General features: G+C 62.4%; 15 protein-coding genes and 2 pseudogenes. 3 read left to right on the top strand and 14 right to left on the bottom strand.

Annotation, left to right across the window (positions count from 1 at the left end):
* Positions 1 to 538: 538 nt before the first annotated feature.
* From CA236_RS15080 to CA236_RS15060, 5 genes are all read right to left on the bottom strand, one after another.
* Positions 539 to 2,611 carry an AIPR family protein gene (locus CA236_RS15080; protein ID WP_125946191.1) on the bottom strand — a complete coding sequence of 691 codons (2,073 nt, stop codon included), beginning with the start codon at positions 2,609 to 2,611 and terminating at the stop codon, positions 539 to 541.
* Positions 2,598 to 3,578 (bottom strand): PD-(D/E)XK motif protein, encoded by a 981-nt coding sequence (locus CA236_RS15075; RefSeq protein WP_125946190.1) that lies wholly within the window; start codon positions 3,576 to 3,578, stop codon positions 2,598 to 2,600. The genes CA236_RS15080 and CA236_RS15075 overlap by 14 nt, the downstream gene beginning before the upstream one ends.
* The gene (locus tag CA236_RS15070) at positions 3,571 to 6,330 is read right to left on the bottom strand and encodes a Z1 domain-containing protein (RefSeq protein ID WP_125946189.1); all 2,760 of its coding nucleotides are present in this window, start codon (positions 6,328 to 6,330) and stop codon (positions 3,571 to 3,573) included. The genes CA236_RS15075 and CA236_RS15070 overlap by 8 nt, the downstream gene beginning before the upstream one ends.
* Positions 6,323 to 7,804 carry an ATP-binding protein gene (locus tag CA236_RS15065; RefSeq protein ID WP_125946188.1) on the bottom strand — a complete coding sequence of 494 codons (1,482 nt, stop codon included), beginning with the start codon at positions 7,802 to 7,804 and terminating at the stop codon, positions 6,323 to 6,325. Before CA236_RS15065 ends, CA236_RS15070 begins: the two co-directional genes overlap by 8 nt.
* 137 nt (positions 7,805 to 7,941) lie before the next feature.
* Complete coding sequence (locus tag CA236_RS15060; RefSeq protein ID WP_125946187.1) at positions 7,942 to 8,907, bottom strand: WYL domain-containing transcriptional regulator; 966 nt, start codon at positions 8,905 to 8,907, stop codon at positions 7,942 to 7,944.
* A gap of 404 nt (positions 8,908 to 9,311) precedes the next feature.
* Between CA236_RS15060 and dcm the strand changes: the two genes are divergently transcribed.
* Both dcm and CA236_RS15050 read left to right on the top strand, forming a co-directional pair.
* Positions 9,312 to 10,547: a DNA (cytosine-5-)-methyltransferase gene (dcm, locus tag CA236_RS15055; RefSeq protein ID WP_125946186.1), complete on the top strand. Its 1,236-nt coding sequence runs from the start codon at positions 9,312 to 9,314 to the stop codon at positions 10,545 to 10,547.
* A gap of 31 nt (positions 10,548 to 10,578) precedes the next feature.
* Entirely contained in the window at positions 10,579 to 11,043 is a 465-nt protein-coding gene (locus CA236_RS15050; RefSeq protein ID WP_241212691.1) for a very short patch repair endonuclease, read from the top strand.
* Here CA236_RS15050 and CA236_RS15045 read toward each other — a convergent pair.
* The 8 genes and pseudogenes from CA236_RS15045 to CA236_RS15010 all read right to left on the bottom strand — a co-directional run.
* On the bottom strand, positions 11,035 to 12,315 hold the full coding sequence (locus CA236_RS15045; protein ID WP_206430586.1) for a type II restriction endonuclease: 1,281 nt from the start codon (positions 12,313 to 12,315) through the stop codon (positions 11,035 to 11,037). The genes CA236_RS15050 and CA236_RS15045 overlap by 9 nt on opposite strands.
* Before the next feature lie 333 nt (positions 12,316 to 12,648).
* A complete protein-coding gene (locus tag CA236_RS15040) occupies positions 12,649 to 15,726 on the bottom strand; it encodes a TrlF family AAA-like ATPase (protein ID WP_125946184.1) in 3,078 nt (1,025 codons plus the stop codon).
* Between the two features lie 602 nt (positions 15,727 to 16,328).
* Positions 16,329 to 17,327: an AAA family ATPase gene (locus CA236_RS15035; RefSeq protein WP_125946183.1), complete on the bottom strand. Its 999-nt coding sequence runs from the start codon at positions 17,325 to 17,327 to the stop codon at positions 16,329 to 16,331.
* Between the two features lie 216 nt (positions 17,328 to 17,543).
* Positions 17,544 to 18,080: a hypothetical protein gene (locus tag CA236_RS15030; protein ID WP_125946182.1), complete on the bottom strand. Its 537-nt coding sequence runs from the start codon at positions 18,078 to 18,080 to the stop codon at positions 17,544 to 17,546.
* Between the two features lie 60 nt (positions 18,081 to 18,140).
* Complete coding sequence (locus CA236_RS15025; RefSeq protein ID WP_125946181.1) at positions 18,141 to 18,773, bottom strand: hypothetical protein; 633 nt, start codon at positions 18,771 to 18,773, stop codon at positions 18,141 to 18,143.
* Positions 18,773 to 19,303, bottom strand: coding sequence for a hypothetical protein (locus CA236_RS15020; protein ID WP_125946180.1), 531 nt, complete (start codon positions 19,301 to 19,303; stop codon positions 18,773 to 18,775). Before CA236_RS15020 ends, CA236_RS15025 begins: the two co-directional genes overlap by 1 nt.
* Positions 19,304 to 19,554: 251 nt before the next feature.
* Positions 19,555 to 22,689, bottom strand: coding sequence for a MobA/MobL family protein (locus CA236_RS15015; protein ID WP_125946179.1), 3,135 nt, complete (start codon positions 22,687 to 22,689; stop codon positions 19,555 to 19,557).
* Positions 22,690 to 23,032: 343 nt separating this feature from the next.
* Positions 23,033 to 23,341: pseudogene (locus tag CA236_RS15010) on the bottom strand (integrase core domain-containing protein); the annotation flags it as partial.
* A 187-nt stretch (positions 23,342 to 23,528) separates the two neighbouring features.
* Here CA236_RS15010 and CA236_RS15005 point away from each other — a divergent pair.
* Positions 23,529 to 23,740 (top strand): annotated as a pseudogene (locus CA236_RS15005) (transposase); the annotation flags it as partial.
* Between the two features lie 114 nt (positions 23,741 to 23,854).
* Here the strand turns inward: CA236_RS15005 and CA236_RS15000 are convergent.
* Complete coding sequence (locus CA236_RS15000) at positions 23,855 to 24,037, bottom strand: hypothetical protein (protein WP_125946178.1); 183 nt, start codon at positions 24,035 to 24,037, stop codon at positions 23,855 to 23,857.
* Between the last annotated feature and the right edge of the window lie 88 nt (positions 24,038 to 24,125).

The following is a 24,125-nucleotide window of genomic DNA, read 5'->3' as shown; positions in this document are numbered from 1 at the left end:
ATCAGGCTGCTCGACACCTCGCGCCGGGCGATGACATCACGGACCCGCACGCCCGGCCGGAACGCCTCGGCCAGGATCTCCAGCTTCTCCGCGTCCGACCAGCTCCGTCGGCCCGATACCCGGCCGACCACCTCCACACGACCAGTCGTACGAGCGCTCGTACGACCAGTCTCAGAACCGAAAACTTCCCGCACCGCCCGCGCCCTCGTCAAAGACGATAAGCATCCCGGCTACGGCCAAACGGGCAAGGCGGCCCTCAGGCCACGCTTACGGTAAGCCCGCTTGGGAAAATGCGCCCTTCCCGCGACTTGCCGTTTTGCGTGCCAGTATGCCGCACCAGAGCGTCGCGGACCCCCTCGGCGGCGGCGGCGGGACAAGGTTGGTTGCTGCGGCAGGCACCATCCATCTCTGATCCCGCCACCTGTTTCGCTGAGGAGTTCAGCCGCAGCCGATCTGGTACAGGTCCCCAACTAAAGGCGATGATCTCCTCGGAGGTGTATGGAATCGCTCCTCAACGAGATGGGCAGGCTGATTCACGTCACGCGACTACATCGTAATACTGCTCAAGCTTGTCCGCGATTGCCACAGCTGCGAGGCACTGTTTTTCAGTCGGTACGCGGCGCGGAAGCGACGTGCACGCCTGCAGAATTCCGGCCTCCTTCGGCGCCAGCTTGCCGATCGACTTGCCGAAAGCGAGAAGCTGCGACCAGTATTCGCCTCCCTGGTTCACCACTTCGCGCTGCGCCTCGATGCCGTTGAGCTGCCGCTTCGCGACGCGGACATCGCGATCGACGGCACGCAGTGCGTCGCGCTCGATGGTGACGGTTTCGAAACCCGCATCATAAGGGGCCGGGCGCTTCGCGAGTGCAGCCCAGCAGGCCTGCTTCTTTGCCCACTCGCTCATATTCCGCACGCCTTGCGGCGGGTTGGTGATCACCTCGTTGGCAGCCTTGGCGGCCGCGAGAAGCGCGCGCTCCAGGTCGGCCGGGACGCGTTGCAGCCGCCAGATCGCGTCGAGGTCAGGAACGCGTCCGCGGGCATCAGCATCGTGCACCACCTTTGCGATCGCGTAGGTCACGATGTTCGCGCGGTAGCCACCCGTGTACCAGGTCTGGGCGGGTACGATCCGCTCGAGGTGCCGGAAGATAATTGCCTTCGCGATCAGCCGCTGGAACCACACCTCGTCGAATGCTGCTCCCTCGTTCTTGCCCCACTCCTCGCCGATCGCCTTGGCGAGCTCTGCGAAATTCTTCTGCGCGCCGTAGCTGACGATATGCGGTTTGCAGCGATACGAATTCTCGAATTTTGCCAGATCTGTCTTTGTGAAGAACTGGCTCTTCGGGAACATTGCATCAAAGCTTTTCCGTTCCGCCGGCGTCCGGCGCCCCCGTTCTTCCGCGAACTGCCCCCTGGCGCGCTCGTAGAACCATTTGTGCTCGCGGTAGCCGCTCTCCCCGGCGGGAGCGAGCATGCGACGGGAATATTCCTCCATCCGGATATGAAACGGATGATTGGCAAAGAAGTCCGCCGCATTGACCTTGTTCTGGCTGTTGGCGAACTGCGAGATGTTCGGAACGACCGTCTCGGAGTGCTCAGGCGGCACCACCGTCAGCTTCATCTGGACGTAGACGTCCCTGAGCTGTTCGGCGGCAAGCTTGCGGGCGGCGTGGATCGATGCGGTCGTCTGGCCACCGTTGACGATCTGGAAGTTCGAGGCCGACATCAGGAACAGGCCTTCCCCGATGCTGGCGACCTCGACGCTCTCGGCGGTGGTGGTCAGGCCGTTGTTATACGAGAAGAACATCGCGGGATCCTTGCGTATCGTATCCCGGATGCCGCCGTTCACCTTGCCTCTGGCCTGGAGGAAGCTGCGGACGTTCGCCTCGAGCAGGCGCGCACCCCAGCGGTCGTAGATCTCGGCCAGCTGCGTGCCCGGAATCACTGCGATATAACTCTCGAGGGGTGCGCCATCGAACGAGGCGCGCAGCACCGGGATGGCCTCGCCGAAATCTTCGGCAAAGTCGATCACGAGATCCTCGCGCGTCTGACCGGCCTCGATAAAACGCTGGATGCGCCCGAGGTCCCAGACATTCGACGTGACGGGAATCTCGCCGATCCTGCCGACGGATTGGGCATCGGTCCGCGATTTGTAGATCCGGTTGGTGACGAGGATCAGCTTGATCTTGGTGATCTTCTTCCAGCATCGCCGGATCAGATCGGCGAGCGCAAATGCCTGACTGCTCTCCTCCAAGCCCTCCCGGTAGCCTGCGTCCAGCGATGCCATCACGAACTGCACGACTCGTCCGAGAAGCTTGTTTGCTTCCGCCTTCATGATCGAGCCCGGCTCGGCATGCCGATGGAAATCCGAGATTACGAGACTGAGGACACCTTCCTCATCGTCCGCGTCCCATCCGAAGCCATCGACCTGAACCGGCTTCTGCCTGAAAATACCCTCATGATAGCATTGTGCGAAGGAGGAAAGCTCGCCGGCCTCGTCGAGGATCTCGCCCATCTTCTCGAGGAAGGCCTCGGTCGTGATCAGTCCCTGCGCGTCGGCCTCGCCCTGAACCTCGGCGAGAAACTCGCGATGGAATTCATTAAGCTGTTCCATTTCCCAGCCCCTGTTTGATCAGCGCGTCGAGCACTCCCGGCTCGACCTGGAAAGGTGCGCAGGCGTCCAGCGCAATGCTGTACCGGACGGCGGAGACACCCGTTTTCAGCGGTGGGGTTATTCGCGGAAAGTCTCCGGAAACCTCGAATTCGGCGGTCTTCCCCAGCGTCCAGCGCCGATCCGAATAGTCGTCGTCAAAATCGAAGCCGGAATCGATCAGCGCCTGCTCCCAGAGCCGGTACGCCTCGGGTTCGGCCGCCGCGTACAGCTTCTCCAGCTCGAGGACATGGTCGGTGAGCGTCCTGCCGTCCGGCTTAACCGCTGCATCGACCGCCGAGACCACGAGATGCAGACTGCAGCCATCGACATCGGACAGCTGGTCCTCCGAGGAGATCTGGACGAAGGGCTTTGCAGCGCCGCGGCGCGCCTTCACCTCGATGAGACAGCGATCGAACTCGAAGTCCTTCGAGCTGCCGGAAGGTCCCTTCCAAGCATCTATCGCGGAATACGCCCCCACCAGATGCATCAGACGTCGCAGGAACTGCAGCTCGCCCAGCAGCCCGCGCTGCTCCTCGATGCTCAGCAGGTCGTTGCGGCCTCCGCGAAGAAGATGGTGCCAGCGCATTGCCCGGCGCACTGCCCTGTTCAGCGCATCCGCAATGTCTGTACCCGGCTCGGCGGCGCGCACGATATCGAGACACAGATTCTGGAACAGCTCCCGCTGATCGGTGTCCTTCAGGAACAGGACGAGCGCCCGACCTCCCGTCACGTCCTGAAACCGAATCTCGAGGTTGCGAAGTTTCGGTAACGGCTTCGGCTCGGCGACGCCGGGCGATATCCGCAACAACAGCCCTAGCTCGGCCTTGCCGGAGACAATCCAGAAGAAATCATGTCTGCCGTCGGGATCGACGCGTCGGGCATCCACGGCGCCGGGCGAGAGCGCTGCCCAAGGATCTCGCTCAGTCATCGAGACTGTCCTCGTCGCTGTCATCGTCTCCGAACAGTTCGCGCAGGGCGACGGGGTTGAGGATATACTCGACCTTTCTGTCAGGGCGCGCCGAGACCGGAAAGCTCAATGCCCATGCCGCGACCGGCTCCGCCGGTACCGAGTCGACAAGTGCCTCGGGCAGGCCCTCGGTCTTGAGGGCGATATTGTAGAGCACCAGCAGCGGGCGTGTCCGCTTCGCCCGATAGATGCGATCGGGGTAGTTCGGACGCTCGCTGCCTGAGCCATCCTGCTTCTTCGCGAGCTCCTCGCGCTCATAGGCCTCTTCGGCCTGCCGGGCGACTTCGCGCTCAAGCCCGACCTTCTCGATGCCGCGGGATGAAAGCCGGGCCTTCTTGCCGCTGATCGCGAGAACGCCGCGTCTCAGCTCCTGCTCACCGAGGCTGCGCTGCGGCGGGATGACCGGCCAGCCGCCAATGTTGACAGGCGTCCTGTCGGGCCCCGGTTGCAGGCTCGCGATGAGGACATCAAATGTGCCGAGCTCGTCGTGCGCGCGTTCTGCGATGTACTGGCGGACGGGGCGCGGGTCGGTGAGAACCGATTCCCGTTCGTTCTCGAATGAGCGCAGGAACGCGTCGACATGCTGCCACGGCACGTCTCGAAGCAGGTACCCGCCGGTGACTTTCCCGGCGCTGTCGGGTCCGTAACCCTCGGTAGCGAGATCCTCGAGCAGCTGGTCCCGGGCAGACCGGTTGAGCTGCAGCGTCCGTGCCGCCGCCGACAGCTTCACCGTCTCGATGAAGCTGTTCGACAGCCCCACCATGACGTGCTTCTGTCCCGCGCCCATCTTGTTGCGCGCGGTGACCATGAGCGCGCTGGGGTGACTGCGGACCGCTAGGCCGAACTGCTCGGGGGTGGCATTCGCCTGCTGCATGCGCTTGAGCTCGAGCTGAAGCTCCTCGGTCGCCTCACCGATATGGGCGTACCAGGATGCAGCCTCTACCGGCATCCAGATGCGGCAGAGGTCCTCGTAATCCGGCCGGTAGCCGAACCAGCGCCCCATCTGCATCAGCGTGTCGTACATCACCGAGCTGCGCAGGAAGTAGGAGATGGTCAGCCCTTCGAGCGTGAGGCCGCGCGACAGGGAGAAGCCGCCTACCGCGACCACCGTCTGCCCGGCGCCGCCACCCTCATAGTCGAGACCGGCCGGAGAAGCGGCGTTGACGGCGACGACCTGCGTCGAGGCGATCACCGGAAGCAGGCCCTCGCGAACCTCGTTCCAGGCAGGGCCCGCGTCGGCATATTCCTCTTCCCAGCAGCGATGGATCGCGCCGATCTCCTCATTGTATTCCGCCGCATCCGGCCGGCCGCCATCGACGCGGACGGCATCCTCGATCTCCTTGAGCTTCTGGTGAAGCCGGTTGCGAATGAGGCCTTGGATGCCGGTAAAGCGTGAGGCGTTGACCAGCATAGAGGCATGCTGGGCCGTCTGCCCCCGCAGGTTGCGGACGACCCGTGCGACAAGGAACGACCGCAAGGCGTCGAGCATGCTTTCCGGCAGCGCGGTCAGCGCATGATCGATCTTGTGCTTCACAGGGAGCACGTCGCCATTGTCGGTGATGTAGCGGATGTGATTGGGCCGCTGGTCCTCCTCGTCAGGAATTCCGTCGATGAACACCTTGCGTGCGCCGAAATAGTTGGTCGGGGCGTCAAGACCGAAGATGAAGTGGCGCGGGAACAGATCCTGCCCCCTGACATCATCATCGGTATCGGGATCGATGAAGATGTTGGCGAACGGGGTGGCTGTGTAGCCGACATAGCAGCTGCGCCGGAACAGCGCGAGCAGCTCGCGGATCTGGCCGTTGATCCGCGACGTCTCGCCCTTGCCGTACTTGATGTCGATCGAGGCATTGTCGGCCTCGTCGTCGATCAGCAGCATCGGCTGGTCGACCATATCGGTGCCATGCGTCGTGCTGTGCTCCTTGAGCCAGTCGACCAGATTGGCGAGGGTTGCCGAGTTCTTCTTGATCACGAGAACGACGGGCACGGCATAGGAAGCGATCTGGCTGGTGTTGGTCGTCGCGGTCGCCCGGTTGAAGTCTTTCAGTGTGGTGGTGAGACTGACCGGCGCCTTGCGGTCATCGAACTTTCCCACGCCGATGACGCGCGGCCTGTCCCTAGTATCCTTCTTCTCGAGGCGGCCGGTGTCGCGACCGACGAACCCCTCGTCGATCCGCATCTGGGTCTGGTTGCGCAGGTTGTTGTGGATGCCTGCGATAACGACGATCAGCCGGTAGCCCGCGTCGGCGGCCTTGCAGATCAGACCCGTATAGTTCTGGGTCTTGCCGCTCTGGACGTGGCCGACGACCATGCCCTTGCGGTCCCAAGGCCCGGGCTCCTCGGGATTGCCCATGCGATCGAGGATGCTGTCGGTGATCGTGTCGGTGGACGTGATCACGTCAGCCGGCAGCTTTTTCGACTGAAGCAGCTTCTTGTACCGGCTCCAGTAATGCGGATCAATGCGCGCACGCGCGTCGTGCAGCCATGGGCGGAACTCGGGCGTATCGACAATCGCACCGACGCCCATGTGAATGCCGTTGCGCTCCTCCAGCAGGCGGGCGAGCCGCTCGGCCTGCTCGTCCGAGACATCGCCGAACATCGGAAGGACGCGCATCTGGTCGATCATCGCGCGAATGCTGGCGGCGGTACGGTCCTTCTCGCGAAGCACCATCGGCGACACCGTCTCCTCGAGGAGCTCGAGGGCCTCACTCATCACCTTCTCCCTGATCTGCAATCTCGCGGATCACGGCGCTGGCCGCGTCCCAGTTGGTCCTGAACAGCTCGATCGGATGAAGCCGGTCGAGGATCTCGTCAGTCGTCTGCCCCTGCTCCTTCAGCATCCGGACCATTGCTCCCGCGAGCTGGCGCAGCACGGCATCATCGGCGTCGTCGGCCTGAACCTCCTCCGCGGAACCGGCGAAATCGGCGTGGAGCGACGCGATTGGCACCGTCGAGCCGAGCACTCCCACGATGTTGGCGAACTCATTCTGCAGGTCGGCCGGCAGGCGCGCACTGAAATCGGCAAGGACGGGATGGCTGGCATCGGGACGGTAGATGATCGCGCCGTCGCGCTGGATGCGGTGCCAGAGCGGCATGTATTCATGGTCGACGAGCTTCTGGCCGCGGCGCTGATAGGTACGCTTCGAGGTGAGCGAGAGACGCTCGACGAGGTTGCGCATCCGCTCCCTGACTGCGGGAGGAAGCTGCGCCGAGGCCTTCTTGACGTCGATCTTCCACTCTGCATCCATCGTATTCGGAATGTCGACGCGGATCCGGCACAGCTTGGTCAGCTCGGTCTGGCGCGCGAGACCGAGCCAGCTGCCGGTGATGATGAGGCGCCGGCCGCGATAGACGTAGAAGCCCTGCGAGCGGAGATGCCCCTCGGGTCCGCCGAGGTCTTCCCATTCGGCCCGCGTGACGGACTTGTGATGTGGCAGCGTGAAGCACTGGAACTCGACAGAGCCGCAGGCCATGTCGAGGCGGTCGACACGGTCGGCCTGATGGCCCGCGAAGCTTCTGCCGAAGGGATCGACCGGCTCGAGGCGGCGGCCGTTGAGCCACAGCTCGAGCGGAGGCCGATCGTCGGACATGAACCGGTGGAAGACGAGCCGGAGGTGCCGCTCGGCCTGGGCGACCGCGCGGTTTATATGGGCCGCCCGGCCGGCATCATTGCCCTCGATCCCGCCACCCAAGCGGTCGAGATCACGCCAGATCACGAGCGTGCCGTCCGCCTCGAGACGGTCTGCCCAGGGCTGGCCGTCCAGCGTGTCGTGAAGCTCGATCTCCCAGCGATTGGTGCGGGCAACCAGTTCGAGGTCCCAGGTTGCACCTGCCGGTACGCCTGCCTTGCGCGTGAGCACCGTCAGGCGGCGGCACTGGGAGAAGCTGGCGCTCTTGAGCCCGAGTCCGAAACGTCCGAGGTCGTCGGCGTCCCGGTTCTCCAGCGGATTGCGCGACCCGGGACGCATCGCCTCGATGAGCTGCTCCGGCGTCATGCCGCTGCCATTGTCGAGGATACCGATCGCAGCGTCGGCCGCGGACAGATCGGTAAGGATCTCGATCCGCTTCGCGCCGGCGGTGATCGAGTTGTCGAGGATGTCCGCGAGCGCCGTCTCGCACGAATAGCCGATATCCCGCAGGCTCTGGATCAGGGATGCGGCATGCGGCGTCGCATCGGCTGTCTTCATGTGGGAAATCCTGTCGTCCGGCACCGCTTCTTCCCTCAAACCTGTGTCCGGCCGCACGCCCGTGCCGGTGGCCAGCTCCGATTCGGGCGCAGCATGTTCGCTTTGAGCCATCGGTGCGACAGATCCGGTCGTACGCATCAGACCGAGCCCAGAGCGAGCAGCACCCGCTCGCGCATCACCGCCCTGAGCTCCTCGGGCGCCTCGATCCGGATGTGGCCACCCCATGTGAAGAGATGCTCGGCAACCTCCCGCAGGCCTCCGGCGCGGAAGCGCACCAGCAGCTCTTCTCCATCCTCCTCGAAGCTCTGGCCGGGATGGAAGCGCCATGCGCGTGCGCGCGCGACAGCCGCAGGCGCGACGCGCAGCAGGATGTCGTGATGCTCCTCACGCCAGATTCCGAAGCTGCGGGCGAGCCACGCATCGAGGTCCCAGTCCTCCGGCGCGCAGCCGGCACGTTCCGAAATCCGGACAGCGCTCATCCGGTCGACGCGGAAGAAGACGGGCTCCTGCTCCCGGTCCGGCATCTTGCCGATCAGATAGGTTGTCGGTCCGTGCAACAGTCCGTGCGGTACGACCCTGCGCCACGCCGGGGCGGCTGCGCCCTCGCTCGTATAGTCGAATTCGACACATTGCCCGGCGAGGATCGCGCCCTGGATAATGCCGAGCGTCTCGGGAGAGGCATCGAGCAGCGGTCCGGCCACGATCCGGCTTCGCTGCAATCGAACCAGTGCGTCGAGATCCGGCGCCAGCCGTCGCTTCTCCCGGTCGTCGAGTGCCGACTTCACCTTGTGGAGCAGCCGTTCCAGCGCCTCCGCGTGTCCGGCACCTTCCGCTCGCCTGGCGGCGACCTCGATCTCGAGAGCGGCGACCTCCTCGGCGTTCGGCCGCGTATAGGCTCTGCCGAGACGGTCACGGATGAAGAAGCGCTTGGTCTGGTCGTCGACGCGCTCCTCGATATCAAATTCATCTCGCAACGCGTCGCGCAGGCGCTCGGCGGTGCGCCGGTTGACGTCGAGCGCCTGCGCGATCTCGTCCAGAGTCAGACCCACGCCTGACTCCGCCAGCAGGTGCACGAGCGTGAGCGCGCGCCGCAGCTTGCCCATCCTCGGTCTGGCGACTTCCCCCGGCATCCTTCCCCCCGCGACCGAAACTGTCGTTCCCGGCGAGCGAACACAACAGGAAAGAAACAAAGCGGCGAAGAAAAATCGGTACAAATCTGTATCTTCGCTCAAGTCGAGATTCTGCCACCGCACAGAGGACAATTTCTCGATTGGGCAAACCCCGCGATTCCGTTGCTTCTTCTGTCCTTGAGGTGCCTGCGGCAGCCCTCCAGCCTGTCTGGCGCCCCGCGCCCCGAAGCCGCGGCTGCCCCAGCGAATGAGCCCTGTCGAGTAGTGCGGGAAAAATGCGAACATCCGTAGAACAGACTTGTCTCACGGGAATCCCGCTGCCATCCTGTCCGAAATCGACCCAGAGGCGGGCCGGGCACTTCGACAGGAGTATATGGATGAGCGATGCAGGCGGCGGTTTTGCGGGAGATTTCAGCCGATCGGGCCTGTCGATGGCGGAAGCCGAGGACGAACTCGGGCTGACCGAGCGTCAGATCCGGCGCTATCTTTCGGGCGAGTGCAAGGTGCCCAAGCTCGTCGAGGATCGGGTGCGGCAGCTGGCGGCGGCGAGGATGACGCAACGCGCCGCGACACCCGCCTTCCGCTTCATCGATCTGTTCGCCGGCATCGGCGGGCTTCGCCTCGGTTTCGAGGCATTAGGCGGGAAGTGCGTCTTCACGAGCGAATGGGACAAGTGGTCGCAGGAGACGTACCGGCGCAATTTCCCGGACGGCGACGACCATGTCATGGCCGGTGACATCCGCCCCTATGGCGCAAAGCCGTCGCTCATTCCCGACTTCGATGTGCTGCTTGCCGGCTTTCCGTGCCAGCCCTTCTCGCTCGCCGGCGTCTCCAAGAAGAACTCGCTGGGACGCAAGCACGGCTTCGACGACGAGAAGCAGGGCAACCTCTTCTTCGAGATCGAGAGCATCCTGCGCTACCATCGCCCGGCCGCCTTCCTGCTCGAGAATGTGAAGCACCTCCAGCGGCACGACGGCGGCCGCACCTTCGCGGTTATCCGGCGGACGCTGGAGAAAGAGCTCGGCTACACGATCGACTTCAGGGTCATCAGCTCGGCGCCTTGGGTTCCGCAGAAGCGCGAGCGCATCTTCATCGTCGGCTTCCGCGAGGACGTCGGCTTCAGCTTTGACGAGTTCGACCGGACGCTGCCACCTGAGGCCGAGTGGCCGACGCTCGGATCGATCCTGCAGTCGCACAACGAGATCAACTCGAAGTACACGCTGACGCCCCGGCTCTGGCAGTATCTGCAGGACTATCGCCGCAAGCACGAAGGCAAGGGGAACGGCTTCGGGTACAGCATGTTCGGACCTGACGACGTCACCCGGACGCTGTCGGCGCGGTACCACAAGGACGGTTCCGAGATCCTGATCGAGCAGAAGGGAACGCGGCCGCGCCGGCTGACCCCGACCGAGTGCGCGCGCCTGATGGGCTTCGAGCACGGGTCACGGAAGTGGTTCATTCCCGAGAAGGTTTCCGACACGCAGGCCTACCGCCAGTTCGGCAATGCGGTCGCCGTGCCCAAGGTCGAGGCGATCGCGCGCTATATGGAGCCGTGGCTCAGAAAGGCGCTCGAGCTCCAGAACAATCCGGTGCGGCAGCGCAAGGTTGCCTGATGTCGTAGCGCCGGAAGTCCGCAGCCGGATGATGGCCGGCATCCGGGGCAGGGACACACGCCCCGAGATGCTGCTCAGGAAGGGACTGCATGCGCTGGGATGGCGATACCGCCTTCACGGGCGCACCCTTGCCGGAAAGCCCGATCTGGTCTTCCCGGCCCGCAAGGCGCTGATCTTCGCCAATGGCTGCTTCTGGCACGGTCATGACTGCCATCTGTTCAAATGGCCGAAGACGCGCGCGGAATTCTGGCGCGAGAAGATCGGCACGAACATCCGGCGCGATGCCAGGGTTCTGGAACAGCTCCGCGCAGAGGGCTGGCGCGTAGCGGAGGTCTGGGAATGCACGTTGAAAGGACGCGAGCGCCGACCGCTCGAGGAGGTGCTCGCCGCCTGCGACAGCTTTCTCAAAGGTGAGGAGCGCTATTGCAGCATCGGCATTGACCGGCGGGTGGCGGCTGCATTGCCGCCGGACGCGGAGGACAACCCGTCACAATAGCGTGAGCGGACCTTGCGCCTCCGCTCCGACCGCTCTGGCAAGTTCGAGGAAGTCGGCCACCCCGGCGAGCTCGGCCTGTTGTGCCGGGCGGTACGAGCCGTGGAGCGGGCGCGGCAGGACCAGCTGCAGCTTCTCCTTGCGCATCTCGTCGGTCTGGGTCTGCGATATGCCGGGCTCGAGCGTCAGCAGGTGCTTGCGCTCGATACGGTCGGCTTCCGCCAGCACCTGACGCCAGCGATCCTTGCAGCTGGTTTTCACGCCCAGCATCAGCAACCGGTCCTCGGGCCAGTGCATATCGTGATACCGCGTCTCATCCGGGAACAGGAAATCAGGGCCGTTGCGCTTCTCGGTCGTTGCCTCGCGCTTGTGCGGGATCGCATGCGCCTCGAGCAGCGCCTCCACATGGTGGCCGAGCGCATAGCCCGCCCTTGATTTGCGCCGGTTCTGGACCTCCAGCGAGTAGCGGACGAACCCGTCCACATCGGCAATGGCGTCGACAACAAAGCCCTGCCGCAGGCGCTCACCGACGATGTGGCGCTCATAGGTCATGAACAGCCGCTCCTCGATGTCCATCCACGTCAGCAGCGCCTGATCGGGATCGGCCAGCGGATCGACTTCGGCTGCGAGGTCGCGCGCGAAGGCGGAAAATCTCCGCGTGGGCGGCAAGCCCCCGGGGAAAGCCTTCAACAACCGTTCGAGCCACTCGTCCGCGTTTGCGACGACCTCGACGTCGGCGAGCTCGAGCACGTAGCGGGCGGCCAGGTCGAGAACGCGCCCGTCTTCCTGCCGCAGGTCGCGCTGGACAAGGTCCTTGCCGGCGAGGTCGAGCCCGAACAGCCAGAGAAGCTGCTGCTCTATCGAGCTGCCGCTTGCGCAGAGCAAGGCGAGCAGCGCCTCGTCCTTGCCCATGCACAGGAAGAGCGTGTCGCCCTGTCTGGCACGGTAGACGCCCTCCTCCGCCGCCGCCGGATAGTACAGTCGGTACTCTGGGCCACGATGTCCCTTGCCACGCCGGCTGTCGTACCAAGTCCCGGACAAAGGCAGTACGACCGGCGGCTCCTCGTCGGACAGCCACACATATTTAACCCTGACCGTGACCTTTTCAGCCGGTGTCCCGAGGAACGCGCGGAAGCTGTCGACACCTTGGAACTCATGTCCCCGCGAAATCGCAGCGTCGACCTCCGTGCCTGTCAGGCGCTTCACACCAACGCCTGCAAAGTACTGCGAAAGAGATCCGGGATTCATCATGGGAACACTTTCCAGCGACAACATATCCGACGCAAGAGATAGGTTGGCGAGGAGGATTTGGGCGCTCGAAACCGCCGTCGTGACCCCGGCATTCGTAGGGCGATCCTATCGCCACCCATACTAGGGAAGAGCGCCCTCTTCCGCCCCAGTGCCGATTCAAATGGAAGTGCAGACATCTGGCGCGCAGATTGCAGTAGCAGCAATTGGGCCGGTTGCCGACTGTCGGGATGCAGGAAACGAAATTGGCAAAGCAGTCGTTCGCGCCCGCGGCCTCTCAATCAGCGGTTCGATAAATGTGCAGCTCGGTCTTTCCGATACCCGGGAGGTTTTCATCCTGATGGCCAGTCGGCGCCGCCCTCAGAGGTACTTGCGACTTCGATTGTCGAAAGCCGGCTTTGTCCCTTCAAGGATCGTCACGACATTGGCGTTGGACTGCGCGTCTTCGATCGACCCAGCATAATAGCTGATTGTCGATCGGTTTCGCCGATCAAACCGGGCTGCGATAATCTGCTCGGCATCGCAGACGACCGCAAGGTTGGGGTTGTGGGTTACCATCAGGATCTGTCGCGCTTTTTTCGCTTCGTCGATCACAGGCACGAGCAGACTGACGATCGTCTCGTTGTCGAGATTCTCTTCTGGCTGATCGAGGATGATCGGATTGCGGCCCTTGTCAACGAGCAGATAGAAGATCAGCAGCAACGCGCCACGCTGACCAGGCGATAGCTGCTCGATCGAAGTGTCTTGAAATAAAAGGGTGTATTTTGGCTCGATATATTCGAGACCGTAGAGATAGTCGTAGACTTCTTCGGGCTTGCGGTCCTTACGCAGGATCGCGCGAATGCCACTTCCTGGCTGCTGCGATCGCCCTGCCGACGCTGTGAGCAACTCTTCCATTCCGTAGATGAAGCCCACCGCCCCATCGGCGTCGGCGAAACCAAATTTGTCGCACTGCGCCTTAACGGCGGCACGGCTCTCATCCTCACCGCGCAGTTCGCCGGCATTCTTCTTCACGATGCCGAACAGGTTTTCGGAGATTGCTTCGGCATAGACCGCGAGGTTCGACTGGAACTGCAAGCGATATTCTTCACGGATGAGAGCGTTATCAGCGATCAGCTGCTGCAAGGGCTCGAAGAGGTCGGCGCGCTGGCTCCGCTGTTCCTCCAACACTTCAAAGATCGCCCGCGTCTGCTTCTCGCGCTCTTCGCGCAAACCGGCGAGTACGGCCGGCAATTGGGCAATCTGGTCAAGCCGTGCGATCAAACCGAATTCGCTGTCCGGAATGTCGGCCGCGCCCCGGATCGTCGCTTGCTGCTCCTCCCAGCGCCGCAGCGCGGCCAGATAATCCTGGCGCTTGCGCTGCGGCTCATTGAGTTGGAGCGTCGCCTTCGTGCGCTCGGTTTCGATCCGCGTTTTCTCGGCGTTGTTCTTGGTGATCGACGCGTTAGCCGCAATGATTGCCGCCTCGTCGGCGGCGATGGCCGCTGACAAGGGGGCGCGGTCGATCTCGAGCTTGATGATCTGATCGACGGTGAGCCCGACCTTCGCAAGTTCGGGCGCTATCTGCGCAGCCAACGCCTTGAACTGGACCTCAAAGAGATCGATCTGATTCTCGACGCCGCGTGCGGCCTGGCGACGGAGCCCCGACTCCTGCTGCGTGGCGGTTGCGGCCTTTAGGTCCGCCTCTCGCGCAACGTCAGCCGCCGCGAGGTCCGCCAAAGCCTCCGACGCCAATTTCTGTTCGGCCGTCATTTCGCTCGAAGGTTCCGGCACCTCGACGGGTTTACCGGCTGCAAGTTCGCTCAACTGTAGGCGCTTCAGATGAAGCTGCTCGTTGAGGTTGCTCTTGATATCGGGTTGGAGGCGATCCTCCGCATTGACGATGCGCTGGTTGAGCAGACCAAGATTCTTGCGCAACTCCCCGAGTCTCTCGCGGAAGACCCGCTCTTGCTGCTCGATCAAATCTTCGAAGCTAAGCGCGTCGAGCCGTCGATCGGCCGGCGTGTGCGAGAAGATGACCTCGCGCAGTTCACGCTCAAATGCGTTCGATGCGCCGGAGGCATGATCATTGCATAGCGCTTCGAAGCGTCCTTGAGGAATATACTTTACGAGCTCAACCCGGTCGCTCGGCGGATCGTCGGCGAGATTGGCTTCGCACGGGTCCCCGGCGCGCCAATGCATGGTGCCCGTAAATTGTTTTGCGGGTTCTCCCGATTTCCCGCGAAACCGGTCACGCTTCAGAAACGAGAAATGCGCCTTCTCTTGGGAGTTACCGAGGACGGCAATGACATCGGCAAGCGCGCTCTTTCCGCTTCCCTTGTTCCCGATGATCGCGACAAGGTCGGTGTTGAACTGGAGGCTGACGCCGTCAAACCATTGCTCATCTAGCGCACTGCCTGATGCCTTGGTCAATTCGATTCGGTCGATGTAGAACGTCTTTTGATCCCGAACCCGGGCAAGCTTGGACGGAAGTGCGCCGATATGGCAGCGCTTCTCCGGTTCGCGTACGGCCTGACGCAGTCCTTCCCAAGTGGGGTCGGCTTTAATCCACGTGATTCGCCCGCTTGGATAGTCACCATAGCCGCGAGCGTTGTTGGTGCCGTCACCGGTGAACTGGTGCGCGTCGCTTCCCGACACTGGAAGACGAGGCACACCGCCAAGCGCTTCTTGAAATGCGTCGAAGAACTTGGCGTTCGCCTCGGTTTTGCGCCCGACGAAGGCATGCCAATGAGCATCATCGCGCGTCTCGAAGATGGGCGAGGAATCAAAGAGGCTCATCGCGTACGCATAGTTGGCCATGACATCGACATGGCCGAGGCCATCATTTGTCATGAAGGGCATGAACCCGATCGCAAGATCGTCCGGGACCGCCTTGATCGCAGCGCGGTAGGACTCAGCCTTAAGCTCAGCGAGCTTGTAACCAGCCTCCAGCGCCTTGCGATCATCGGCGTCGACGTCGAGCTTCTTGATACCGTGCTTGGCCAAAAGCGCGGTAGTGGCATTGCGCGCGTAGGCAATGAGCCCATGGTCTGACAGTGGCAGGTCCACGAGTTCTAGCCTGAGCGCCGACCGGAAATCGCGCAAAAGCTGATCGTCGATCTTGTCGCTGAAAATCACATGAGCGTTAAGCCGACCCGACATTGGGGCGCAAAGACGCAGCTCGATGCCAGGAAAGACAGTCTTTTCGAGGTGTGGTGCGCCGGGCTGGCCCAGCCGGCGCTTAAGAGCGAACCAGCCCTCGAAGCCCCAATAATCCATCAGCGCGAACACCGCAGGTTGGGCCGCGTTGAGCGCCCCGATCATCTGATCGACGATTGCAACGTCGTGAACGCTTGTACCATTCTGCTGGAAACGAGGACCTGTCCAGTAGAACGAAGCAGGGGAATGGATGTGCAGATCCCACTGTCGCCATTCCGACCCCCTTGGATATTTACTCATGCCGCCCCCAAACTTCTCGTTCTACGGCCGTTACGCGATTCCCCCGCGCAGAAAGCCTGAATGGAGCTCATATTCATTTCTAGAGGTGCCTGACGCAACTGTCATACGACGCGTTCGACAGGCGCGGTGAATTTACCTGCAGAATGGTGGCGTAGAAGCGGGCGGGTCCATGAGTGCGGTCGCTATTATCGCGGAGCGAATGGGTGATCCTCCCAGATAAACTCACCGCACGTCCGGTTGTGGGATGAGATCCAAGCCTTCGCGCTGATCGGGATTGGGCGCGTAGTTGACCAACCCGCCGAACGAGCGCAGACGATCATCGTCAGTATTCAGGGGTGACACCCTCTTCACGATCAACATCACGGCCCAAGCGTCGTCATGTCTACATACCTCCGCCTTAACGTTTGAGACGCGATCCACGGATTAGTGTATTGATCAGCGCCATAGCCGAGACGTTCCTTTTCTTAGCGTTGACTTACGATTTGGGATCGGACGCCGAGCGCCGGGCAGATAACTGGCAGCAATGCTGCGCGGCAACCAATACGCGAGGCTGTACGGCGCTATTCGCCCGCGATCGCAGCTTGATCACGCAGCTCGCAACGTCATTGCCACGTGATGATCGCGCCGTCCGCCAGCATCGCCCCAACGACGGCGGTGGCGTGCCGTGCGAGTAGCCGCACCGAGCGGTGTCGGGCGAACTGCTGTCGAAGCAGCCGTATCGTCCGCGACGACGGCGTCAGGTCAATGTTGGCGGGCAGATCCCACCTGTCGGCGAGATCACCGAGAACGGAGGTGAGCGCGGCATTGAAGTGCGATGGTTCGGGCGTTGCCGGCTCGACGATTCGAAACCGCGACAGCAGCGCCTTCGGGAGCGGATCGGTTGTGTTGGCGCAGGCAATCCAGTTCACGGCGCTTAGATCACACGCAGCGAGCAGGCACGGATCGGACCAGCGCCTTGCCGAGCCCGGCTCGAGCATCGACAGCAACGCATGATGCGGGCGGCCGTGCTGCGCCGAGCCACCTGCCTTGTCGACCTCATCGACAATCAGCAGCGGGTTGGGACACCTTGTCGCAGCAATGGTCATCACGGGCCAGGCAGGCTGGGCGTTGCTGTATCCGCGCGCCGTGCCGGACAATTGACGGTCGTCAGAGGCGTTGCCGAGCTCCAACACCGCGCTTGGCAAGCGGAGGGCCTCCGCCAGGCGGCGGGCGAGCCATGACTTGCCGACGCCGGGTGGGCCGACCAGCAGGATAGGCTCGAACTGCACCCACGGTCGCCCGAGCGCGAGCTGGAGCCGCAGCCCACGTGAAATGTCGGCAACGAGCGCGGCTGCCCACGGCGCAGCCGCGGTCACTGCCTCGAGCGTCGGAAACCCGCCATCGGCGGCGGGGCGCATCGCCGTGCCGCCTGCCAACGGCAGTGGCTCGGTCAGTGCCGACCAGTGTTCCGCCAGCGGCGTCTCGAACCGCATTGCCTGGATTGTACCCCGCTCAGGCTCGACCCGGTCGCACACTTGCAGGTGGGCGACGGTTTCGATGTTCGGACGGCACGGCAAAGCCCCCGGAATGATCGAGTCGATGGTCTCGGCGTCACCGGTCATTGTGCACCGCCGTCGCCTGATTGCCAGTCGTCGCGGCGCTAGCCGAGATCGTGTTCATCACGCGCGACGGCGCCACGGATCGTGACACTCGGCTGCTCCCATGCCACCACGAAGCCGCTGGCATGATCGGCCGACACGCCGCAGGAAACGTAGCCGGGCAGGTCAGGTTGTACGTCATGATCATCTTTTCGGGCGCTCCGTCGTTGTCGGGCCGGGTCACTCTGCGACCGGGTAGGTGTTGATGATGGCGCGACCTTCGAGATCGACGCCAGGCTCGACCAGCTTCCCCAGCCGGGCGGTGGCACGAGCGATACCATCCTCAATCTCAGCGGGCTTGCGGTCGACGTGCATCAGTTCACCCGGCGCCAGGCGGAAGTGACCGCGGACGTTTGGCTTCGGCAGGATCACCGCCCGGGCACCCGTCCTTGGCAAGTAGAAGCGGCAGCCGAGCCGGTTATGGCAGACCCCATTCCGCAGGGCGACAACCGCAACGTCGGTAAGGCAGTAGCCATCAGCGGTACCGCCGAAGGCGAGGAAGACGAGATCCTTGCCTAATGCATCCGCCATTTGAGCGAGCGCCATCCGGCCGCTTTCGTCCGTCAATTCACCGGCGATGATCATCGCCCCCGGCTGCAGGGTTCGGTTACCGAGCAGCATCTGAGTAGCGGCTTCGACGTGGCGGCGGACGATTTCGGCGTTCTTGGCGGTTATGGCGTTCTTCCTCATTTTCGTCCCCGGATCGGGGATCACCATCACTCGCCATCTTCTCGCCCCCGGCAGGCGGGGAGCCGGTGCCCGGCCCTCCGGTGATTGTCAGCGCTGGCCAAAGCGCGGCGCCCAGCTATTGCGATATGCCTCCCATTCCGCCTGGAACTTGCCCTGGGCCTTCTTGGCGATCAGATCTTGATGCACGGCACCCCAGCCTGAGGCGCGGTGAACACGAGCAAGCACGATGACATGGGCATGCGGCCGGCGCCCGGACAGCTCTTCACCGGGCATGTGCACCACCGTCATGCTGGTCAGCCTGCGCTCAAGCGCGAGCTTCTCGAGCGCATATCCGCCCACCAGCGACAGAATGTCGGCTGGCAGCCAATCATGATCCATGCGCATCGTGAGCACCGCGGCGAGCAGGCGCTGGTGCGGTTTGATCTTCGCATCATAGCCGTGGAAGATCGTCTCCAGCGCGCCAGCGTCAATTGCGACCTGCGGCGCGGTGACCATGCGGTGCAGCGTGCAGGTGATCGGCCACATGCCATCTGGCAGCGTGTCAGCCGCGGCTGGACGGCATGGCTGTAGCTTGGCGCGTGCGAGATCAGCAGTTCGGTTTGCCTTGCCCTTTGCGTTCGGTCGCAACAACGCAAAGCCGAAGTCAGGCGCCGAGCCGTCGGGATCGTCATAGAGCATTGCGTCGACATCTGCCGGGCTGATCCACTCGAGTGAGCTCATCAGCGATCTCCCCACACAGCGGCAAGATAGGCGTCGGCTCGATCAAGTCCGGCGTCGATGTCGGGATCGGCGCAAATGAACGGCTCAAACCCGATACGAAGAGGACCTGGTGTCAGGCGGTAGAACAGATCAACCTCAACCGGCTCTGCAGGATCCGGCACCAGCCACGCCTCATTGTGATGCGACAGCCACAAGCGACGGGAGTGTTTCCAATTGTTGCCCTGTCGCCCCCATTTGCCGAGGTCGCAGCATAACGTACGGCGCCCCTCGCTTGACGCTTTGACGACCAGCGCATCGCAGCGCGCCTCGCGCATGCCGCGGCCAACAATCTCCAGATCGCAGCGTGACGGTTCGATCGAGGGCACAAGCAGCAGTTGCGCCTGCTCGACATGGAGGTAGTTGCGGAACGGCGGCGGCAGGATCAGCGACGAAGATGGGCTGATGTTCCACCCAGCCAGATCAGCGAGCGCCAGTGCGCCCGACAGGGCACGCGCCTCTGCGAGCCTACGCTCAGGGGCATTATTATACATGGGAGTCCTTCATCCGCGCGGAAGGCCGGCGGGCTGCACGCCGCGCCTTCGCGCATCTTGATTTCGCCTCTACGGCACAGCCGCAGGCTCATTTCCAAGCTTATCTCGGCCGACGCGGCCGCATCTCCGCCTTCCTGCCAAGGAGGCGTATATTAGCTGGCAGCTAGCTGTCTTGTCCCACCAGTTACGGTCGACGAACTGGAAAACGGATCATGTCGCTGAACACCGTTGGTCTTGCAACAGGGTAACGGCTAACGTTCGTTGCCACCCCGCCCCCGCACAGGCAGGGAGAACTCACGGCTCGTGCCTGGCCCCTTTGGTCGCACGAGAGGCTGCTGAACTGTCTCGCCAAGCGCATTCGCTTGGGCAAACACTCCTTGAGGATGCGCTGCCTTCAACCCAGCAGGCAAATTCTCCTTTGGCACCTTCGCGTGATCGGCTTCGCCGGTCACTTGCCTTGAACGAACTTCTCGCAGTGGGATATGAACCGATTGTCGAGACCGAATGTCATCACGCCGAGTATCTCGCAGGAAGCCATCGGCTTCCTCTGATCGACTACCCACATCGAATGTTCGCAGGCCGCGCATGCCGGCCATCCCCCGGAAGGGGCCGGCACCGAAAGGCCCGCGAGGAAGCCTTTGATTGTGCCCCCTGTATTGCCAGTCATTGCTATTCTTCTCCCTTGTGCGAAGGTCTTCATGTTCAGGCACTCCGGATTCCATGTGAAGTTCCGTAAGAGTGCGCGAGGGAACGATGGGCTGCTGGCTGAACATGGCGGCTAGTGCAGACTGGACGTGTGGCACCATTATCTGTCGCTCAAGTGCGCCCCGTTCCAATGGTCCTAGTTCTGAGAGATCTGCACCATACCGGCCTGCTTCATTTCGCGAGATCGGCGAGGCCGTGCGCTTGAGTTTGACAAGCGCGCGCTTGACGTTCCCCTCTTCAATCTTCTGAAAGTTGCTGCGATCATCAACGCTCCTCTCTTTCGGACGGGCGTTGACCGGTATTGTAGATGGCGAACGGCGAGCTTCCAAAGTCGCCTGGTCGACTTCGCTGAGTCTAGTATGACCATGTCGTCGTGCGTCTTCACCTCCGGTTGAAGCCGCTGCAACGAGAGGTGGCGACGCGCATGGTTCGGAATCATCTTTCATCGTCCCGGACGCCGCTTCCGCCCGCTCAGTGCGCATGCCTTCAAGCTGTGCGGCCTTGGGACGTTCAGCCCAGCTTTGCTGGATGATTGGCTGATCGTTGAAAGCGATGGCTGCGGGTTCGGGAAGACGGGAGGCCGCTGCGATCTCACGGCGCGCCCTTTCCGCCCACAACTTCTGCTGGAACGGCCGTTCACTGGCGAAGCGTGCCATTAGCGTATCGATGGAAGGCGGCACACCCTTGCCCAAGCGAGCCTCATTGCCGACGAAGGTGAGCTTGTTCGGATCGGTTGCGTGCTTGTTCAACCACTCGGTTAGGCGACCGCGCATCTTCTTTTCGTAGTAAGGAAGGGCCCTAGCGGTATGCCCGTTCACGTTGCGACGACGATGATAAGTGATCACCACCGGGTTCTGGTCGGCGGGGGCGCGAGACGTGGCCTCCTGTAGGGTCGTCCGGCTGACTACAGCGCGATGCTCCGCCTTCGCCACCAACTGCCGCTCGACCATCAATTCTCGCGGCGAGGGGCCGGTCCGCCGCACCCAGTCAAGATGAAGGTGTGCTTCGGCCAGGAGCTCCGCGTCCCCCGCTTTTGGTGTGATTCGATAACCCGGCGCTGGCGTCAGCGCGCGCACGACGGCGTCTGCCCGCGAGCGGGCCATTGCCATGACGATATCAACAAGGTCCGCCTGAAGTCGTCGGCGGATTAACCGGCGCTGCAACAGCTCATAGCGTTCAGCCGCACGTAACGCTTGCTGGTTGTGCGCCGCCCTCCTGCAAACATGCGTCATTTCGTCTGCCAGAGCAGCTTCCGCCGTGGCTGCGCGCTTCTCACAAGCAGCCGCTTCATCAGCGGCGATCTGTCGCGCATTACGTGATCCGACTTCGGTGACGATGCCACGCCTTTCGTGGCCCATCGCACGGTTACCCATATGCTCCAACGGCGTCAGATCGATGTTGTTGTCCTCGTAGGTCCCGTGCAGATATCGGACGACGCCTCGCCTCTCGCCTACGGCGTTTACCGCTTCGATAAAGCGCGAGCGCATTAACGCTGCGACGTCAAACTTGCGCAGCTTTCCGTCGGCACCGCGCTTTTCATAGCGGACCTTGTTCTGCCGATACGGGTGCGTCGGCTTCCCGTTCCTTCTAGCTGAGTATGCGAAATCCCAGCATCCTTCCCGCTCCAGCCACTGCGCCTTGCGGTCGTACAGGTCGATGTGAACGTGGTAGTTGCGCTTGTCATTGGTCGCGTCGGGCTGATGGATTGCGCCGACCACCATCCAACCATCCTCACCGAGTTGATCGCAAAAGTCAGAGAGGATGGCGTGTCGGTCGCGCGTTGATAGCCCGTCCGGCAATTCACCCACGAAGCGATACTGGCACCGCTCCGTCCGCCCCTGCTTCCAGGCAATCTTGCCCTTCAGATCAGGGTAACCGTCCAGTAGCTCAAGGCGGTCGAACGCATCCGCCGAACTTAGGCGATCGACAACAACCTGCCGGTGTCTGATGGCTGTCCCCTCGGCAGCCGCTCGCTCGACTAACGCATCTCGCTCCGCGCGGAGCCGTTCCTCCATCCGCAGAAACCATGCGGGCGATCCGGCCAGCCGCGCCCTGTCGGCGAACGTCTCCCATTCGGCGGTGGAGACGAGAAGCTCGTAGGTTCTCGGCGCCGGCACCACCTCCTCGGCTGCCTGGAACAGACTGCGCGCTCGCGCCTTTCCGCCGGGAATATTGGTATAAAAGCTTAGCGCGTTCTTCTCGTTGCGATCCGCGAGCTCGTCGAGCGCGTCGCACTTCAGTTCACCGAAGGGATCAGCGGCCCCGGTTACGCGGGCGATGTAATCCAAATGCGAGGCGAATTCGACCTTCGCCCCGTCCGTGACATAATCGAAATGTTGGATAGCGGTCATGTGAGTGACCTTGTGCGACCGTTGTATGCCGTCCTTGCTGGTCGGACCAATCGTGGGCGTGATCGGCTTGAAGTCGACATGCGGGATGCGAAAGCCGCCAGTCTGGCGATCGCGGCCGGTTAGCGGACTGGCGGTAAAGAAGTCGACGGAAGGACCGTTCGCTCGCCTTTTGATCGCTGTCCGATTTTCAAGATCCTGCACTTGAAAGCCGGCTCGACGCAGGTGGGCGCCGATCGCCTCGCGATCTTCCTGTGCCTGGCGCGCCAACAATGCTCGCAAGTGATGAGCAAACACAGCAGCTTCCTGTTTGTTTGCGCCACCTTCGCCCATGTCTCATAGTGTCCGGGCCGTCACCCCAAATGGCAATACCCCCCACGAACAGATCTTCTCGCCTTCCGGAAACTGAAGGTTGGAGGACATTTACAGGCCCAGACGGATGCTCGGCCGCCATCCGCAATTTGGCTTTCCGCCAAATTGCGTTGTTGCGCCTGAAGTTTCTTCATCATTGATTAGGTGCGCGCCACAGTCTGATCAGGCGCAAAAAGCACAGTTCATTCGGCCTATCGCCGCCTGTGACTCTTATTGCTTGAAGCACTGCTCCCGGTGCCATCGAACAGAGTGCGGGTGCGGGTGAGCTTGATCACTCGCACGCAGTGGCAGAATTGTCCTCCCGCTAGGTGTTTAGTCCCGGCATCTGGTGGATCGGGTTGACGATGAACCGGTCTGGCTCTGACGTCCAGATTTTGGCGATGTATTGGTAAGGCGTGAGGCCGCTGAGGGTCTTGAGCCGGCGGGCGAAGTTATAGGCGGCCATGAAGTCGGCGAGGTGCGTCCGCAGCTGGTCGTGGCTTTCATAGTGGAAGCGCTTGACGGTAGCTTCCTTGATGGTGCGGGTCATCCGCTCGACCTGTCCGTTGGTCCACGGGTGGTTCGGCTTGGTGAGCCGGTGTTCGATGTCGTTTGCCTCGCAGATCATGTCGAAGCGCATCTGGCGCGACCAGGCGGTGTTCCGGTTATGGCTTCCTTCCATTTCAACGAAAGGATCGCACCATCAAACCGTGGGATCAAACAGCTAGGATCAGGACCTAATGATGTCAGTGTCGCGATCTGAATCAGGCTCCGTAAGGAGACCGTGAATGAGCAACGTGTAAGGGCTGACGGATAAGCAGATGGCGCGTCTGCAGCCGTACTTCCGCAAGAGCCATGGCACGCCGCGCGTCGATGACCGGAGGGTGCTGAGCGGCATCATGTTCGTCGACCGAAATGGGGCTGCGCGGGCGAGATCCACCCAGCGAGCATGGTCCGGGACAAGACACTGTACAATTGTTGGAAGCGCTCGGGTGAAACGGGTGTGTTCACGCGAATGATGGAACGTCTCTCTGTGGCTGGCGCACCCCCAGTCTCAGGCGACCAGTTCGGGGCTCGAATGACTTGCGTGTGTTTTGCGTGAAGGCACAGCGCATTGCCTTTACGACCTCGCTCTGTTCCGACATTCCTAATCAGGAACACGCGGTTTTTTCAACAGGTTATCGGCACACCTCTTCGTTGACATCGCAGGGGTCGCAAGTTCAATCCTTGCCACGCCCACCATAAAAAGCCCTGCCAGGCGATCCGCTTGGCAGGGCTTTTTTGATTTTCCCATTTTTGCCTCATTCAACAGGCTCGCCGGGTCGCGCATCAGCGCGCCTCAACAGCATCCGACGGCACCGGGCCGGTGGGACCGCCTGGGCTTCATCATCAGATTGTTCGATTTGTGTAAGCGGGCA

The sequence above is a fragment of the Sphingomonas sp. ABOLG genome (assembly GCF_003950435.1).
GTDB lineage: Bacteria > Pseudomonadota > Alphaproteobacteria > Sphingomonadales > Sphingomonadaceae > Sphingomonas > Sphingomonas panaciterrae.
The sequence above is the reverse complement of the archived record's forward strand: the minus strand, read 5'-3'. Positions and strand labels throughout refer to the sequence as shown.

What these genes read in the sequence shown, in the direction of transcription:
- CA236_RS15080 (WP_125946191.1), bottom strand. Translation starts at nt 2,611, where the DNA reads ATGGAACAGCTTAATGAATTCCATCGCGAGTTTCTCGCCGAGGTTCAG.
- CA236_RS15075 (WP_125946190.1), bottom strand. Translation starts at nt 3,578, where the DNA reads ATGACTGAGCGAGATCCTTGGGCAGCGCTCTCGCCCGGCGCCGTGGAT.
- CA236_RS15070 (WP_125946189.1), bottom strand. Translation starts at nt 6,330, where the DNA reads ATGAGTGAGGCCCTCGAGCTCCTCGAGGAGACGGTGTCGCCGATGGTG.
- CA236_RS15065 (WP_125946188.1), bottom strand. Translation starts at nt 7,804, where the DNA reads ATGAAGACAGCCGATGCGACGCCGCATGCCGCATCCCTGATCCAGAGC.
- CA236_RS15060 (WP_125946187.1), bottom strand. Translation starts at nt 8,907, where the DNA reads ATGGGCAAGCTGCGGCGCGCGCTCACGCTCGTGCACCTGCTGGCGGAG.
- dcm (WP_125946186.1), top strand. Translation starts at nt 9,312, where the DNA reads ATGAGCGATGCAGGCGGCGGTTTTGCGGGAGATTTCAGCCGATCGGGC.
- CA236_RS15050 (WP_241212691.1), top strand. Translation starts at nt 10,579, where the DNA reads ATGGCCGGCATCCGGGGCAGGGACACACGCCCCGAGATGCTGCTCAGG.
- CA236_RS15045 (WP_206430586.1), bottom strand. Translation starts at nt 12,315, where the DNA reads ATGTTGTCGCTGGAAAGTGTTCCCATGATGAATCCCGGATCTCTTTCG.
- CA236_RS15040 (WP_125946184.1), bottom strand. Translation starts at nt 15,726, where the DNA reads ATGAGTAAATATCCAAGGGGGTCGGAATGGCGACAGTGGGATCTGCAC.
- CA236_RS15035 (WP_125946183.1), bottom strand. Translation starts at nt 17,327, where the DNA reads ATGACCGGTGACGCCGAGACCATCGACTCGATCATTCCGGGGGCTTTG.
- CA236_RS15030 (WP_125946182.1), bottom strand. Translation starts at nt 18,080, where the DNA reads ATGGTGATCCCCGATCCGGGGACGAAAATGAGGAAGAACGCCATAACC.
- CA236_RS15025 (WP_125946181.1), bottom strand. Translation starts at nt 18,773, where the DNA reads ATGAGCTCACTCGAGTGGATCAGCCCGGCAGATGTCGACGCAATGCTC.
- CA236_RS15020 (WP_125946180.1), bottom strand. Translation starts at nt 19,303, where the DNA reads ATGTATAATAATGCCCCTGAGCGTAGGCTCGCAGAGGCGCGTGCCCTG.
- CA236_RS15015 (WP_125946179.1), bottom strand. Translation starts at nt 22,689, where the DNA reads ATGGGCGAAGGTGGCGCAAACAAACAGGAAGCTGCTGTGTTTGCTCAT.
- CA236_RS15000 (WP_125946178.1), bottom strand. Translation starts at nt 24,037, where the DNA reads ATGCGCGACCCGGCGAGCCTGTTGAATGAGGCAAAAATGGGAAAATCA.